Origin of the sequence: Nostoc sp., from assembly GCF_036917935.1 — a bacterium.
Taxonomy (GTDB): domain Bacteria; phylum Cyanobacteriota; class Cyanobacteriia; order Cyanobacteriales; family Nostocaceae; genus Nostoc.
The window spans coordinates 81,853-96,517 of record NZ_JBALEL010000027.1 but is presented as its reverse complement, the minus strand read 5'-3'; the positions used below and the strand labels follow the sequence as shown (position 1 = coordinate 96,517).

The 14,665-nt window shown below is 42.7% G+C and carries 11 protein-coding genes; 5 read left to right on the top strand and 6 right to left on the bottom strand.

What is annotated here, in order from left to right; all coding sequences use genetic code 11:
* Window positions 1–150 precede the first annotated feature (150 nt).
* Complete coding sequence (locus tag V7K62_RS11650) at window positions 151–342, top strand: type II toxin-antitoxin system PemK/MazF family toxin (protein WP_334864125.1); 192 nt, start codon at window positions 151–153, stop codon at window positions 340–342.
* An 82-nt stretch (window positions 343–424) separates the two neighbouring features.
* On the opposite strand, the gene V7K62_RS11645 is transcribed toward V7K62_RS11650, so the two are convergent.
* Together V7K62_RS11645 and V7K62_RS11640 are read right to left on the bottom strand one after the other, a co-directional pair.
* Window positions 425–2,134: an alpha/beta hydrolase gene (locus V7K62_RS11645; protein WP_334864077.1), complete on the bottom strand. Its 1,710-nt coding sequence runs from the start codon at window positions 2,132–2,134 to the stop codon at window positions 425–427.
* A 509-nt stretch (window positions 2,135–2,643) separates the two neighbouring features.
* Window positions 2,644–3,567: a DMT family transporter gene (locus tag V7K62_RS11640; RefSeq protein ID WP_334864076.1), complete on the bottom strand. Its 924-nt coding sequence runs from the start codon at window positions 3,565–3,567 to the stop codon at window positions 2,644–2,646.
* A 289-nt stretch (window positions 3,568–3,856) separates the two neighbouring features.
* Between V7K62_RS11640 and V7K62_RS11635 the strand changes: the two genes are divergently transcribed.
* Window positions 3,857–6,007, top strand: a complete 2,151-nt coding sequence (locus V7K62_RS11635) for a cytochrome-c peroxidase (RefSeq protein WP_334864075.1) — start codon at window positions 3,857–3,859, stop codon at window positions 6,005–6,007.
* Window positions 6,008–6,111: 104 nt separating this feature from the next.
* Here the strand turns inward: V7K62_RS11635 and V7K62_RS11630 are convergent, their stop codons facing one another.
* Window positions 6,112–7,434, bottom strand: coding sequence for a serine hydrolase (locus V7K62_RS11630; RefSeq protein WP_334864074.1), 1,323 nt, complete (start codon window positions 7,432–7,434; stop codon window positions 6,112–6,114).
* A 933-nt stretch (window positions 7,435–8,367) separates the two neighbouring features.
* Window positions 8,368–9,546 (bottom strand): GNAT family N-acetyltransferase, encoded by a 1,179-nt coding sequence (locus V7K62_RS11625; RefSeq protein WP_334864072.1) that lies wholly within the window; start codon window positions 9,544–9,546, stop codon window positions 8,368–8,370.
* 149 nt (window positions 9,547–9,695) lie between these two features.
* On the opposite strand from V7K62_RS11625, the gene V7K62_RS11620 reads away from it, so the two are divergent.
* Entirely contained in the window at window positions 9,696–10,016 is a 321-nt protein-coding gene (locus V7K62_RS11620) for a DMT family transporter (protein ID WP_334864071.1), read from the top strand.
* Window positions 10,017–10,244: 228 nt separating this feature from the next.
* Here V7K62_RS11620 and V7K62_RS11615 read toward each other — a convergent pair whose 3' ends face one another.
* Together V7K62_RS11615 and V7K62_RS11610 are read right to left on the bottom strand one after the other, a co-directional pair.
* Window positions 10,245–11,282 carry a FecCD family ABC transporter permease gene (locus V7K62_RS11615; RefSeq protein WP_334864070.1) on the bottom strand — a complete coding sequence of 346 codons (1,038 nt, stop codon included), beginning with the start codon at window positions 11,280–11,282 and terminating at the stop codon, window positions 10,245–10,247.
* Between the two features lie 295 nt (window positions 11,283–11,577).
* Window positions 11,578–12,201: a 4Fe-4S single cluster domain-containing protein gene (locus V7K62_RS11610; protein ID WP_334864069.1), complete on the bottom strand. Its 624-nt coding sequence runs from the start codon at window positions 12,199–12,201 to the stop codon at window positions 11,578–11,580.
* Between the two features lie 200 nt (window positions 12,202–12,401).
* Here V7K62_RS11610 and V7K62_RS11605 point away from each other — a divergent pair, with 200 nt between their 5' ends.
* Complete coding sequence (locus V7K62_RS11605; RefSeq protein ID WP_334864068.1) at window positions 12,402–13,595, top strand: NAD(P)/FAD-dependent oxidoreductase; 1,194 nt, start codon at window positions 12,402–12,404, stop codon at window positions 13,593–13,595.
* Between the two features lie 252 nt (window positions 13,596–13,847).
* Entirely contained in the window at window positions 13,848–14,495 is a 648-nt protein-coding gene (locus V7K62_RS11600) for an HAD-IA family hydrolase (protein ID WP_334864067.1), read from the top strand.
* The last annotated feature ends 170 nt before the right edge of the window (window positions 14,496–14,665 follow it).

Here is a 14,665-nt window from a genome sequence, read left to right as displayed (position 1 = left end):
GCATATCATCTGTGCTTGTTACGGTTTTTACCGCAAGTAGACACAAATAATTAGAGATAATTAGAAGATGTTGTAACGTGTGTTGAGGCTTCCGTAACGCACCGAACACCTGAAGCGGAAGTAGTCTATATCTAACTTTTACTTAAGAGACTGGCTGTAAAAAAAAATAAACCTCAAGGGCGTGAGCAGATGCGATATCGCCCTTTTTTAGTTATGTCGCCATTCCAATACAATCGAATGGCTTCCATAGTTCTAATTTGTCCAATTACTAATCAAAAAAAAGGTCTTAACTTTGAACATAATTTTATAAAGATGCAAATAGATTTGTACAAACGTAATTAAATTACACCTGTCGAAAGTCAAATAAAAATCATCACATGCAGCAATGCAACACCAATATCCAACATCCAAAATCCGAAGCTGACTATGGTGTTGGGAACTTTTTTTTTACGGGTTTGGCTGCTTTTATATCCAACAATTGAGCTAATTCGGTTGTATTCAATGACTTGACGAGACTCAACCCAAGCGACTTACTAGAAATGCTTTGAGTGTAGGCGGCGTTCAGGTAGGGCCTGTATTGCGGCCTGACTGCAATGTATGTTTGGAAGAAAGGTAAACTTAAAACATTCATGTAACGACGCGCTTGAGAAGCATCGCCAATCATATCAGCAGGTAATGCTACTTGTTGATTTGCAGGGTTGCCATTGCCAATGGTGGAAAAGTGAGTGCCACCTACAAGCATAACGAGATACTTTTGGGAATTCGCCAACCAGGAGAAAGGTAAAATTTGCTCGGATAAAGCTGGTGCAACTGTATCATCACTACTGCTGACAATCATCACTGGAGTTTTGATTTGACTTAAACCAGCTTTACCGAAAATAGAACTAGTAATGGGATTAACTGCGATCGCAGCTTTCACTCTCTCATCCCGCAGGTTATAATCTTTGCCAGACTTGCTGATGCTCAATTCTAAAGCGCGACACTGGAGCAGTAAAGACATATTCCAGGTTTTTTGCAGTGCTGCTGGTTGACAGTCTTGTTTTAGCTGCTGAAAGTTAATTTTAGCGCCTGCCAGGGCTAAGGCTGTGTAGCCTCCCAAAGATTGACCAAATACTCCGACTTGTTGCAGATTTAACCGACCTTTAAACCGTGAATCAGATTGATTACCTTTTTGCAATTGATTCAGTATATATGTTACATCCAAAGGCCGGTCTTGAAACTCACTTGGTTCTGCTACTTCAATGGCGTGTCCTTTTAGCAGAGAACGCAATTGTTTAGCATCACTACCAGGATGATTGGGAACGACGACGGCAAATCCATAGGAAGCTAGGTGAGTGGCTAAATATTGAAAGTTACTGCTGTCTAAACCCAAGCCGTGAGAAATTACAATTACCGATGCCGGATTCTGAACATTGGGAATGTAAACATCAGTTAATAAAAGCCGATTGCGGGTTGAGTCGAAAAACTTCAGGGTGTATTTTTGCGACTTAAATTTTCCTGGAACCTGCAAATCGGGCAATTGCGATAAATTTGGTTGGGAAATGCTATCAGCTTCTATTTTAGACTTTTGGGAAACGGCTGCGATCGCTCGATGGGTTTGGTTAACAAGTTCCTCTAATTCCGTAGCTATTTCCAAAGTCTCGGCGACATCAAGGCGAATGCTGCTAGTGGGATATTTACGCAACACATTTAAAAGTGTCAAGCCTCCCGATTCACCAGAGGCTGAAATTAGCGCCGAACGCAAAGCACCAAATCCTGGTTCTGGCTGACTGGTTTGAATCACTTGCGCCAACCGATGCAGCAAAAATTCTCCTTGCGGGGTGTAGAGAAGTTGCGAAACTACTACCGGACTAACTTTCACACGATTAAGTAAAATCCGCCGCAATTCTTGAAGCTGTTGTAGAGGCAGATATTGCTGATAGGCTGCCAAATCTTCGTTAATTACACCTGTTTTGGCGTAGTTTTCTAAAGTGGTTACTGAAATGGAAAGCTCTAAAGCTGAATAAGATGCATAAATCCGCTCTGCTGCCAAGACAGAATTACTAATTCCAAATGTTGGCAGCACCATTGAAAGAACCAGCAATAAGGAATTTTTTCTTAGGGTGCTGGCCCAATTACCAAACAAACTATTCATCGCTCAACTGTTTCGGTGGTCTGGTTTTATCAGGTGTTGGCTTTGGTAGTTATTCGGGCGCCCTGCTTGGTTTACTTAAAGTTATTAGCCTCAATTTTATCAAAACAGAATTTAGGGGTCAGAAGTTATAATTACGGGTGGATTATGTATGAATTGCGAATGTAGCTGGCTTCAAATGATCGGTAATGATCGATTTTTAAATTCCTACTAAATCCTAGATTGGGTAATTTTAAAAAAGTAGTGATTCCCAATCCCCTAGTAACTTATTCTGACTCCTGAATTCTGATTTTTGAATTTTTATTCAAGGATTTTTCGGCTATAAAGTCAACAATCGAATACTACAGAGTCACACAGATGGGTAAAGTATCCGGCTGACTCCAGTAGTTTGCCTTCACTATTAAATCATAACAAATAAAAAATAGACTGCCTCAGTATTTATGTTGTAGCTTTGAGTGTGGCACGAATTCAATAGATGAAAAACCCAGTAAAAATCCTGAAAAGTATTACGATTAATCAGCTTTTCCCAGGGCGATCGCTACTGAACCTGTAACTACTAAACCCGCTCCAAATATTGCTATAAGGGTGAAGTGTTCTGGTGGTGTCCAAGCAGGTGCAATAACTGATACAACTGCGACTGATATTAATGTCACAATCGGAGCTAAGGCTAATACTGCACTTACTCGTGAAGCTTCCCAATGTTGTAATGATTCCGAAAAAGCACCGTAAGCGATTAAAGTATTCAAGGCACAAAAAATCAACATTCCTAAATGGAAAGTATCAAGTATAAAAAGTGATTTAACTTTGGCTAGAGGAGTGAATAATAAAGCACAGCCTCCATAAATGATCAACATGATGCTGGTGGAAGGTAACGATTGTAATAACTGCTTTTGTGCCAAAGCATAAATCGCCCAAGCTGTCGCTCCTAGCGCAATTAAAACACTACCTAGTATATATATGCCATGTGCTGTAATTAAATTCGTTAGTTGTTCGTGGAAAAATAAAAGATAACCACAAATCATTACACTAACACCAATCCATTGATATAGCCGATAACGTTCTTTAAAAATTACTAACCCTCCTAAACCTAAGAAAAGGCTAGATAATTGAATGAGAACTTCGGCGTTAGCAGGCGATGTTAATGCTAAACCTTGGGTAAACGAAAAGTAATTAATCCCTAAGAATATTGTCGCGATCGCTAATAATTTCCCAGAAGCAGAGTATAGTTGTTCTAACTTTGGTAATTTACCGCGTATCCCTAAATACACACCAAGCAGTATAAATGATGCCAGAAAGCGAAACCAAATAACGGTATAGACATCAAGTACTTGTAGAGTTACTGTCAGAGCAATAGGTAAAATTCCCCACAATAAAACCGTCAATAGCGATAATCCTAGCCCTAAGCGCCACCGACCAGAACTTTGATGTAATAACATTCAAATATCCTACACAAAGTAGGGCTAATAATAAGTTAAAATATATCTAATTTGCATATCTAAATTTTATCCAACTCTTGTTGAGAAAATATATTAATAGCCTAGTTAATCCAAATTCAATATCAAAATAATTGATTTCCCAGACACAATTTATTTGTAGCCCGAAAAGGGTATTTTTTTTTGTTCACGTAAAATTCGTAAATTGCGTGTTCATTTTACATGAATATTAAATTTCAAACTTGCTGGTAAATGTATACTCTATTTCGGTGTTATTTTTTATAAAACAACTATGGGGATTATACCCATAATCAGCTTAGTAATCTTTACTACTGCTTTATCAAGTTACTTGCTGCTGACCTCAAGAGGTCGATTTTTGCTCAAACCTTTGATGACAAAAATAAAGCGGCAAGAGTGGAGATTCAGATATGGCAAGCCTAACTACTTGAGATCGAGATTTTCAAGAACTATAACAATTGCTGCGATTATTCTGGTAGCAGTAATAGCTGGAAATACTGTATCAGCAGAGGTTACGGGGCCGCCTCCAGTTTCGCTCAAGAGCGTATCGGTTCCAGAACCTGACAATCTTGGGGACTTCGTAAAAGACAAAGTAGCTGCAATCAAGTTAGGAAAGACTCTTTTTTGGGATATGCAGGTTGGGAGCGATGGAAAGACTTCCTGTGCTAGTTGTCACTTCCATGCTGGAGCCGACAATAGATCCAAAAATCAGATTGCTCCTGGGCTTTTGCGGGTCAACGCCGATGGTACAGAGAATCCAGATTCAGTTTTTAATGTCGGCGGGCTACCAAACTATCAGCTAAAACCAGAAGATTTTCCCTTCCACAAGCTGTCAGACCCAAACGATCCTACGACTATTGTATCTGACAGTAACGATGTCAGTTCTTCTCAGGGGATCTTCAATACGAAGTTTGTAGATGTCACACCTGGGAATGCCGAAGACCAAGTTACAAACGAACCAGATCCGGTGTTTAACGTGGGAGGTATCAATGTGCGGCGCGTCGAGCCGCGTAACACGCCAACTGTGATTAATGCCGCATTCAACTTCCGCAACTTCTGGGACGGAAGGGCACAAAACATCTTTAATGGGGTGAATCCCTTCGGTTTAAAAGATCCTAACGCTGCTGTCGTTAAGGCAGCAACCCCAAATAATCTAGAATTTGTGAAAGTCAGCCTGAAGAATTCGTCTTTGGCATCCCAAGCTGTTGGGCCGCCACTCAGTTCTTTTGAGTCGTCCGCAGATGGTCGCACTTTTCAAGAAATTGGTGATAAGTTCGGACGAATTGATAGAAGATCCCTCAGCGTTGGTAAGGGTAAAAAGCTCCTCCGAAAACTTGGGAAAAAGTTATTACCTCTTAGACCGCTAGGTAAACAGCTTGTGCATCCACAAGACAGCGTTTTAGGTCAAGATAGTAGATCGCCTAAACTTGGAATTAAAGATAGAACCTACACTCAGATGATTCAAGATGCCTTTAAGTCGGAGTGGTGGAATTCTAATCGACTCATTCAAGTTGACGCTGAAGGTAGACGGACTTTTGTCAAGAAGCCCGATCGCTCCTTGCAGACTAATGAGTACACATTGGTAGAGTACAACTTCTCACTATTCTTTGGGCTGGCAATTCAGTTATACGAGTCTACGCTCATTGCCAGTGATACACCCTACGATCGCTTTTTAGAAGGAAACACCAGCGCCCTAACCGCCCAGCAGCAGCGAGGGAAAGGACTGTTTGAGGGCAAAGCTCTGTGTATTGGTTGCCACAGTGGATTAGAATTAACAGCTGCTTCAGTGAGTAGCGTGGCTAAAAACGGACGAATCAAACGTGCGCCGTTCGGTCCAAGATCCCCTGAAGACAATGGCTTCTTCAATATCGGTGTCAGACCTGCCACAGACGACCCCGGTTTGGGTGGTCATGACGGTTTGCAGGGTAACGGTCAAGGTAATCCGCTTTCAGAGGCACGATTGGCTCAGTTGGGCAAATTTCAGCTTCTCCTGGGCGAAAACCCTCCAACCCTTACTCCACCGTTGAATTCCAGTGAAACTGTGCTGGCAAACGGAGCCTTCAAAGCACCTGGACTTCGGAATGTGGAACTAACTGCCCCCTACTTTCACAATGGAGGTCAGGCGACTCTAGAACAAGTGATTGATTTTTATAATCGGGGTGGTGATTTTGGAGCGCTTCCGCCGCTAAATCTGTCACCAGAAGAAAAACAGGAATTGGTCGCCTTTTTAAAAGGGCTGACTGATGACCGAGTTCGGTATCAGAAAGCGCCCTTTGATCATCCACAATTGTTTATCCCTGATGGACATGTGGGTAACTCTAATTACGTTGTCAATGATGGTACTGGTAAAGCTAGAGATAACACAGTGGAAATTCCTGCTGTTGGTCAGAATGGTGGTAGTAGTACACCAAATTTCCTGAATTAATTCCATTTCACGAAATATCTGATACAGATAGATGTGTAGGGATGTACAAATGTACGTCCCTATTTTTGCGATTTGGTGCAATTACGGTAGTTACGATCGCTTGACTAACGAGTGCGTAGGCGTAGCCCGCCGGAGGCATCGCCAAATTTGGGTTCTATATTGCTAACTTTGCTTTGGTCTAGGTAATTATAAACTCTTCTCGAAACTTCACGGACAAAATCTCCAGCTTTGGGATCGTAGTTTGGTCTTTGCACCAAAACACCTGCTAAATAGCTTTTGCCGTTGGGCATTTGAATAATACCCGCATCACCAATGATAAATCTCAACGTACCAGTTTTGTGAGCGATGGTAGCTCCTTGACCGATACCTGCTGGTAGTAAACTATTCGTTTTGACATGGCGCATAATGCCTAAAACTTGATTGCGGCTAGTTGGGGATAACAAACGATTATTAGAAACTAACGCCGCCAATCTGACCAAATCTTTAGAACTAGTTGTATTTGTGCCAGCGATGTCTGGAAGTAGATTCCGAAGCGCTGTATTTTGCAATCCCCAGCTACGAAAACGTTGGCTAACTTTTGCTGCACCACCCAAGCGATCGAGAACCAGATTTGTGGCGGTATTATCGCTGATTGTCATCATCAAGGTAGCAGTTTCCAGGACACTAAATTTAGTTCCGATGGGTTTGTATTGCATAATTCCAGATTCACCAACCTTTAAATCGCGCCGCATCACTAATTTATCAGTGAGTTTAATTCTACCTGCGTCTATTTCTTGGAAAAGAGCCACTAATAAAGGAAATTTGATTGTACTGGCAGCAGCAAATCTTTTTTCGCCATTAATATCTATATAGTTTCCTGTATCTAAATCTAAGAAAAATATTCCCGAATTCAATGTTTTATAACTTGCTAACAAACTGCGAATCTCAGAAGTGATACCAACCATCTCTTGACCCAGATTCACAACTCCGGCAAATGTCGATGCATCTGTAGATTTGATGGCAATATCTTCTCTGTTTTCTCCCACAATGGGATTACTTTGGCGGTTAAATGAATTGAATTTGAAAATCCAATGAGAACGGGAATCTCCTTTAATTGATATATTTTGAGAAGTAACATCATAACCAGGAGCTAATTCGACGACAAAACGAGTGGTTTGAGAGTCTGGTTTGCCGAGGCGAATTTCTTTCACCGCCTTACCAAAACTTTGTTTGACAGTATCGGAATTAAAATTAGTTCCGGGTAAGTCAATCACCAATCGATTAGGATTATCTAATAAAAAGGCTTTTGGTTCTATTCCCGAAGTGGTAGTTAGGTCTAATTGGTTTTGGCTAGAATCATAGTACCAAGACTGTAATTGTGAGGCTTTCGCTTGTCCTGCAACTAGAAGCAAACTGGTTAAACCAATCGCCAGTAGATGTAATTTCATATTGTGATTGTGGGTGTGCAAGTAAGGAGCAACTAATCAGGTTTACTTAGATTGTTTTCTGATGACTGTGCTGAACTTCCGGAGAAAAAGTCATAAATCCCGTTGAGTTATTTTTTGAGATGAGATTTGGGATTAGATAAGCACAATAAATCATCATTACTTATTAAAAGTAAATTGCTAACAGTTTTATTTGTGGTGTGAGTTGACAACAACAGAAATTGTTAATCTAGCGTCAGGACGAGCGAAGGATTAATTATGTTTCCCACTTATGTTTTGTACAGAGAGAAAGTAAAACTCATTCACTAAAACCCTAATACATATAGATTTCGCGTCGGGGCACGGCATTGCCCATTGGTGTCAACTTAAAGTGAAAGCCAGCCTAGAACCAGCTTTTAGATATTGTCTCGTTGTCTCGTTCCCAGTCGGAGACTGGGAATGCCGTCCTAGAGGCTCCGCCTCCCTTACCTACGGTGTACACACAAGTCAGTCTCTTGACCTGCACCTTTGATGCATTGACCTGCACCTTTGATATCATGTCCGGCTGATTAGTTGTCATTGCGAACGAAGTGTTCGCGGAGCGTCTCCAAGAGTTGCAATCTCCGAACCCTTGTGATTGCTTCGTTCCACTTCGTTGCACTCGCAACGACTATCGTAAGTTATTAAGCGGACATGATATGATATATCGACCTACACCTTTGATGCATCGACCTGCAAAAATTAACCTTCTCTAAGTTACACAACAACTCTAAAAGACTTGTGTGTATACGGTAGGCCTCCCTTGCTGGCGGCAGAGCCGCCAGGAGCAGCATTTCCAGCCAGAGGCTGGAAACGAGGGTTAGGGTGGGATAAAACTGAGGCGAAAAGCCACGTGAGTAAACTATTTCAGACTTGAACTTTAGTTCAACGCAGAGAGAGGTTCCTTGACATCTCAGGTTAAAAAAAATCAGCCATCCAAGGAGAACTACCTGCAAATATTTGCGTAGCTGCTGAAATAGCGGTTTCTGTCCCATGCAGTTTTCCGGCTATTTGCAAATCGTAGGGAGAGAACAAACTTGTATATAGTGGTGCTAGTTCTCGGATATCTAGCTGCAACTCACCCTTTCCACCTTTTGTAACTTCACCGCGTCCATTGGCAACAGAAAGAATGAATTTACCATTGTTTGCATCTAGCAAATTATCTTGAATATCTAAATGCAATTCAGCTTGAATTCCCGATGGATAACCCCGCATTTCCAGCGCCTTGACTACATCTACTACCCGCAGCATCCAACGCATCGTATGTTTGAGCTTGGCAGTTTGCTCTGGTAGCAGCAATGTCAAAGAATCGCTCACAGAACTCCTCCATTGTACCTGGTCAATTTGGGAGCGATGACTGGCAAGAAAAGACCAGAATGATTGTGCAGCTGCCGCCGTGAGAATTACCCAATCTTTGATTCGCAGGATTGCGCCATCCTCTGCTGAATGTTGACTGAAGAGGATGTAGCCTTGGGGTTTCTCTTTAGTACCAATAAAATATGTGTACAATGTTTCCTTCTTATCTGGTTGGATTAAGCGCTCCCAGATTGCGGGATGTCGGTCTAAATATCCATGCGTTTGTCTCGCTTGCTGCTGATATAGTTGATGAAATACTTGATGATTGATACTCACTATTGATTGCAAAGGTAGGGGTTGCTCCCGCACTTGAATACTTTTAGTAGCAACTTCCCAATTACACCAGCTACCCCCTTGCTCATACCCGACTTTTCGATACAAAGTTTGCACAGCTGGATAAAGAGCAGAGAGTGGTATACCTCTAGCATAAAGTTCTTTGAGGGTGTGTTCCATGAGAGCGATCGCAGCTCCCGAACCGCGATACTCTGGAGCAATGCCCACTGCGGCGATTCCTGTCATTGGTACACGCTCACCACCCCACCACTGACCCATATCCAGAGTTGCCAATCCACCAACTAACTGTTCTGAAGAGCGAATAATGCGGAAATTTTCTACCCCAACCAGGTTGATATAAGCTTCCTCGCTAAGAAGTGCGCTGATAAAACACTGCTCCAAGATAGTCCCAAGCTGCTTAATATCCTGTGGATGGGCAAGAGTGCTGTATTCAAATTGAGCCGTCATCTCTCATACCATTAGTAAGACAAAACCACAATCATCCTACAGCAGGCCTTGTCCCAATGCTTCACTAATCTCATAGCCGTAAAGCCCCGGAATCAGGCTAAACTATACTACTGCACGTTTGGTTTTAACTGTCGGAACACTTGTATCGTATGTCAACAAGTTGGATTTACCTTATATTAGCAATCCTCTTTGAGGTTTCAGGCACAACTTGCATGAAATTATCGGAGGGATTTACCAAAATAGTTCCTTCAGTATTAATATTTGTCTTCTATGGATTTTGTTTTACTTTTTTGACCTTGGCTCTCAAGAGACTTGAAGTGAGTGTGGCTTATTCTGTCTGGGCTGGATTAGGAACTATTCTAATTGCTCTTATTGGTATTATTTGGTTTCGGGAATCTGCCACATTGATCAAACTTGTGTCGATCGCCTTAATAATAATTGGGGTAATTGGCATAAACGCCAGTCAATGAAGAAGAATTCAGGAGTCAGAATCAAAACGCTCTCTGCTAGACGCCCTTGCTAGCTTGCCTTTGGGCGGTAGTACGCAGACTCACTAAGGCGTTCTTATGCTATGTATGGGAATGCCTGATTAGGGCTGCCTCCAGTCAGATATTGAGTCTCTGACTGAATATATGCATTCCCAGGTGGCAGCCTGGGAACGAGGAAATGAGGACTAAAGTCCTGACTCCGAAGTAAGCTCAAAATTTATTAAACCCAGCAGAACGACGATAAAGTAACCAGATAAACAGCGGTGAACCCAGCAAGGCAGTGACGGAACCTACTGGTAGTTCTACTGCTCCTAGTCTAGAGAGTAAATCTGCAAAAGTCAGTAACCATGCTCCGGCAAGGGCGGAAAGTGGTAAAACAAAGCGATGATCTGTGCCAACGATGAGGCGGACACCGTGAGGGACAACAAGACCAACAAATCCAATCAAGCCGCTGATGCTGACTGCACCTGCGGCTAATAGAGTGGCGACACCACCAATTAACAGGCGCGATCGCGTCAACGAAACCCCCAAACTCACAGTCAAATCATCTCCCAAAGCCAGCACATTTACCGATCGCGCCAGCAAGCATCCCCCGATCAATGCAACGATGATATAAGGTGCAGGCGTAGCAATTTCTTGCCAACCCCGTCCATTGAGACTACCAACCAGGAAACTGAGCGCGATTTGAATTTGACCGTCTTCAGCTAAAAGCAGCAATGTACTTTGTACAGCACCCAATAAAGAACTCACCGCCACTCCGCCTAAAATCAACCGCTCAACAGAAATACCCGACCCCACACGACCGAGCAAAATAACGATCGCGGAAGTTACAATAGCTCCCATCCATGCTGCTAAAGGAATTGCGATCGGGAATATTTGCCACACAATCATTAGAATTACAATTAATCCTGCACCCGCTGAAATACCCAAAATAAATGGATCGGCAAGACTATTACGTAACATTCCTTGCAGTAATGCTCCTGACATTCCCAAAGCTGCGCCGACAATGAGAGCCGCCGTAATGCGTGGGAGACGCAAATCCCAGAGAATTGTCTGTTTAACCGGATCGCCTTTGTGGAGAATAGCTTGCCAAAATTCTGACATATTTAAAGGTACTGCTCCTTGAGAAAGCGACAGCGCTAGCGTTACCACCAGTGCTGCGCTAAGGAGTAAAACAGCCCAAAATACGCGGTGTTCAGTAAAAATTGTCTGAAATTGTCTAGTCAAATTCTGGTCTAGTATTTTCATTCACTATAATCCGTCCCAAAGAAAGCTGCATTTAAAAATAGCTTCTCTTCGATGAGGGAGCGGGGTTGTAAAAATTTAACCCTCAGAAGGTGAACGTTGAGCCTCAGAAGGTGGAAGTTGAGCCTCATACCATTTCTGTTTGAAGATACGCCTATAGGACTGATGCAAAACTACAGACTGTAGCGGCAATTGATGAATTGCCGCTACGCGAATAAAGTGCGGCCTCACATAGAATTGGTATCAGAAGCTCAACTTTCAAGTTTTAACTCTCTCCTCTCGCCCTGCGCCCTGGCCCTTACGTCAACTCCAGTCCACCTTGATAGCCAGTGACAATGCGGCCACCATCCTTGAGAATGTGGATTTCTATCTGATCGCTAGCCCAAGTAATCTGGTCTTGGAAAGCTGGGTTTAACACCCGAACCCGTTGATTGCTAGAAGAAACTGGAGAATTGGGAGAATTAATTGCTAGAGATTGTACAAAAGGCCCGTCAATCAGAATATCGAGTTGTTCTAACAATGCTTGGGAACCTGGCGGCGCAGATTGGGACTGTAGCTGCTTAAGAGTGAACCCAGTAAAAGACATTACATTTAAACCAGCAGCTTTTACCTTCTGGGCTAAAGATGCTAGTGCAGTTGCTTGCCAAAATGGTTCTCCACCAGAGAACGTTACACCCGTGTTGCGGGGATTGCTGAGAATATTTTCGGCCAGGGTATCAACAGCAATCAATTGGTTAGCCTCAAAAGACCAGGAGTTAGTATTAAAGCAGCCAGGACACTCACGCAGACAACCTTGTACCCAGATGACTGCACGACAACCAGGGCCATTAACTTCTGATTGATCGACGTAACCCATAATATTGAGATAGCCTGGGGGAATTTCCATGAGTGCTAGCGATGGGTCAGTTGGTTTAATTTCCATCTCTTTAACTCCTTTTAACCGTTAACTGTTAAATATAGCGAATCTCTAGTTATATAACCGTGACAATGGTTATATAACTAGAGATTTAATTCATGATTAATCTCTCAAAAACTTTTGGGGGTTTGGAAAAGTCTGCTTTAACTTACTAGACTGGAAGTTAGTTGCCCAACTAATATTGATTGTTCCATAGCATAGAATAGATGACTGAACAAACTTCTAGAATTTGTATCCTTGGCGGAGGCTTTGGTGGTCTATACACAGCCCTGCGGTTAAGCCAATTACCTTGGGAATCTACGCAAAAACCGGAAATTGTTCTGGTAGATCAAAGCGATCGCTTCCTATTCTCTCCTTTACTTTACGAATTACTCACTGGCGAACTGCAAACCTGGGAAATTGCCCCACCCTTTGAAGAACTTTTACAAGGCACAGGGGTGCGTTTTTATCAAGGGGTTGTATCGGGAATTGACATTGACCAGCAACGGGTAAATATACAAGAAGGGCCGGAAATTCCTTACGATCGATTAGTGCTAGCGCTAGGAGGAGAGACACCGCTAGATTTAGTACCTGGTGCAACAGCCTACGCCTACACATTTCGCACAATCTCTGATGCCTATCGTTTAGAAGAACGCCTACGATTTTTAGAAGAATCGGATGCTGATAAAATTCGGGTAGCGATCGTTGGGGCTGGCTATAGTGGCGTAGAGTTAGCCTGTAAGTTAGCTGACAGACTAGGGGAAAAAGGACGCTTTCGGATAATTGAAATCGCTGACCAAATCTTGCGAACTTCCCCAGAGTTTAATCGGGAAGCAGCAAAAAAAGCAATAGATGCCCGTGGTGTGTTTCTTGATTTAGAAACCAAAGTAGAATCAATTGAGCAAAATAGCATTTCCTTAGAATACAAAAACCAGTTAGATACGATTCCCGTAGATTTGGTAATTTGGACTGTGGGAACTAGAGTCGCGCCCGTAGTTAAATCTCTTTCTCTCAAGCAGAATCAGCGTGGTCAAATCACCACTACATCCAATCTGCAAGTTCTCGATCATCCAGAAATCTTTGCTTTGGGAGATTTAGCAGACTGTCATGATGCTGAAGGACAGCAAGTTCCCGCTACCGCACAAGCGGCTTTTCAACAAGCTGATTATACTGCTTGGAATATCTGGGCAACTCTGACTAATCGCCCTCTCCTTCCCTTCCATTACCAACAGGTAGGAGAAATGATGGCACTAGGAATAGACAACGCCACTCTCACCGGTTTGGGAATTAAACTAGATGGGCCCTTGGCATACGTCGCCCGCCGTGTTGCTTATTTATATAGGCTGCCAACTTTAGACCATCAGCTTAAAGTTGGTTTTAATTGGCTAGTCCGTCCGATCATAGAAACACTTTCTCGGTAACTTCAGGTTGGGCATTGAGCAAAACAGTTCCTCTTTTCCGAGTCCTGAGTAAATGAGATTCCCAACTCAGCACGGGCTAAACCCTAGCTATCGGCTAACAGCACTCCTGAAGGGCGTTGGTAAAGAACCAACACATTTACGATGATTTGCTTGACTTTCGCCAACTTACTTAGTAGATGGTAGACTCTACCCACAGAAGCTCTTTAAATAAGTCAAAATCTAACATTCAACATTCAAAATTTTCAAACTTTGATGGAACAACCGAAAGTTATTTTTTTAGATGCTGTGGGTACACTCTTTGATGTCAAAGGTAGTGTGGGCGAAGTTTATAGTCAGATAGCCCAGGAATTTGGTGTTACAGTTTCAGCCGAAACATTAAATACAGCCTTCATCCAAAGCTTTAAAGCAGCGCCGCCGCCGATATTTCCAGATGCAGAACTGCAAGATATTCCCCAGCGCGAATTTGATTGGTGGCGGATAATTGCTCTGAACACTTTTGAAAGTGCAGGTGTTCTCAAGGAATTTTCTGACTTTTCGGCTTTTTTTAGCGAACTTTACATTCACTTTGGGACTGGCGAACCGTGGTTTGTCTATCCCGATGTCTTACCAGCTTTAATCAACTGGCGGCGATTGGGAGTTACTTTAGGGGTGCTGTCCAATTTCGATTCCCGAATTTACTCAGTATTGCAAAGTTTGGAATTGAGAGAGTTTTTTACCTCCGTCACCATTTCTACGCAGGTACGTGCAGCTAAACCCGATCCTCAAATTTTTGCTATTGCCTTAGACAAACATAAATGTTCCCCAGAGGCGGCATGGCATATTGGCGATAGCATCATAGAAGACTACCACGCAGCTAAAGCAGCTGGACTCAGAGGCGTTTGGATCAACCGTGGGAAATGAGGGTTCTTGACACTCCCCACGCATAAATGCGGGGGATTCCAGCGTCAGGGTGAAGTCCAAATGTCAATTTAATGCATAGAGAACTGGGCAATTTAAACTGTAATATAGCGATCGCAGTAGAGTTGATTGACGAATAGAGTTAATCGAAAAGCTTGGTAAGGCTTCTGGGA

What these genes read in the sequence shown, in the direction of transcription:
- V7K62_RS11610 (WP_334864069.1), bottom strand. Translation starts at nt 12,201, where the DNA reads ATGGAAATTAAACCAACTGACCCATCGCTAGCACTCATGGAAATTCCC.
- V7K62_RS11645 (WP_334864077.1), bottom strand. Translation starts at nt 2,134, where the DNA reads ATGAATAGTTTGTTTGGTAATTGGGCCAGCACCCTAAGAAAAAATTCC.
- V7K62_RS11635 (WP_334864075.1), top strand. Translation starts at nt 3,857, where the DNA reads ATGGGGATTATACCCATAATCAGCTTAGTAATCTTTACTACTGCTTTA.
- V7K62_RS11600 (WP_334864067.1), top strand. Translation starts at nt 13,848, where the DNA reads ATGGAACAACCGAAAGTTATTTTTTTAGATGCTGTGGGTACACTCTTT.
- V7K62_RS11605 (WP_334864068.1), top strand. Translation starts at nt 12,402, where the DNA reads ATGACTGAACAAACTTCTAGAATTTGTATCCTTGGCGGAGGCTTTGGT.
- V7K62_RS11630 (WP_334864074.1), bottom strand. Translation starts at nt 7,434, where the DNA reads ATGAAATTACATCTACTGGCGATTGGTTTAACCAGTTTGCTTCTAGTT.
- V7K62_RS11625 (WP_334864072.1), bottom strand. Translation starts at nt 9,546, where the DNA reads ATGACGGCTCAATTTGAATACAGCACTCTTGCCCATCCACAGGATATT.
- V7K62_RS11615 (WP_334864070.1), bottom strand. Translation starts at nt 11,282, where the DNA reads ATGAAAATACTAGACCAGAATTTGACTAGACAATTTCAGACAATTTTT.
- V7K62_RS11620 (WP_334864071.1), top strand. Translation starts at nt 9,696, where the DNA reads ATGTCAACAAGTTGGATTTACCTTATATTAGCAATCCTCTTTGAGGTT.
- V7K62_RS11640 (WP_334864076.1), bottom strand. Translation starts at nt 3,567, where the DNA reads ATGTTATTACATCAAAGTTCTGGTCGGTGGCGCTTAGGGCTAGGATTA.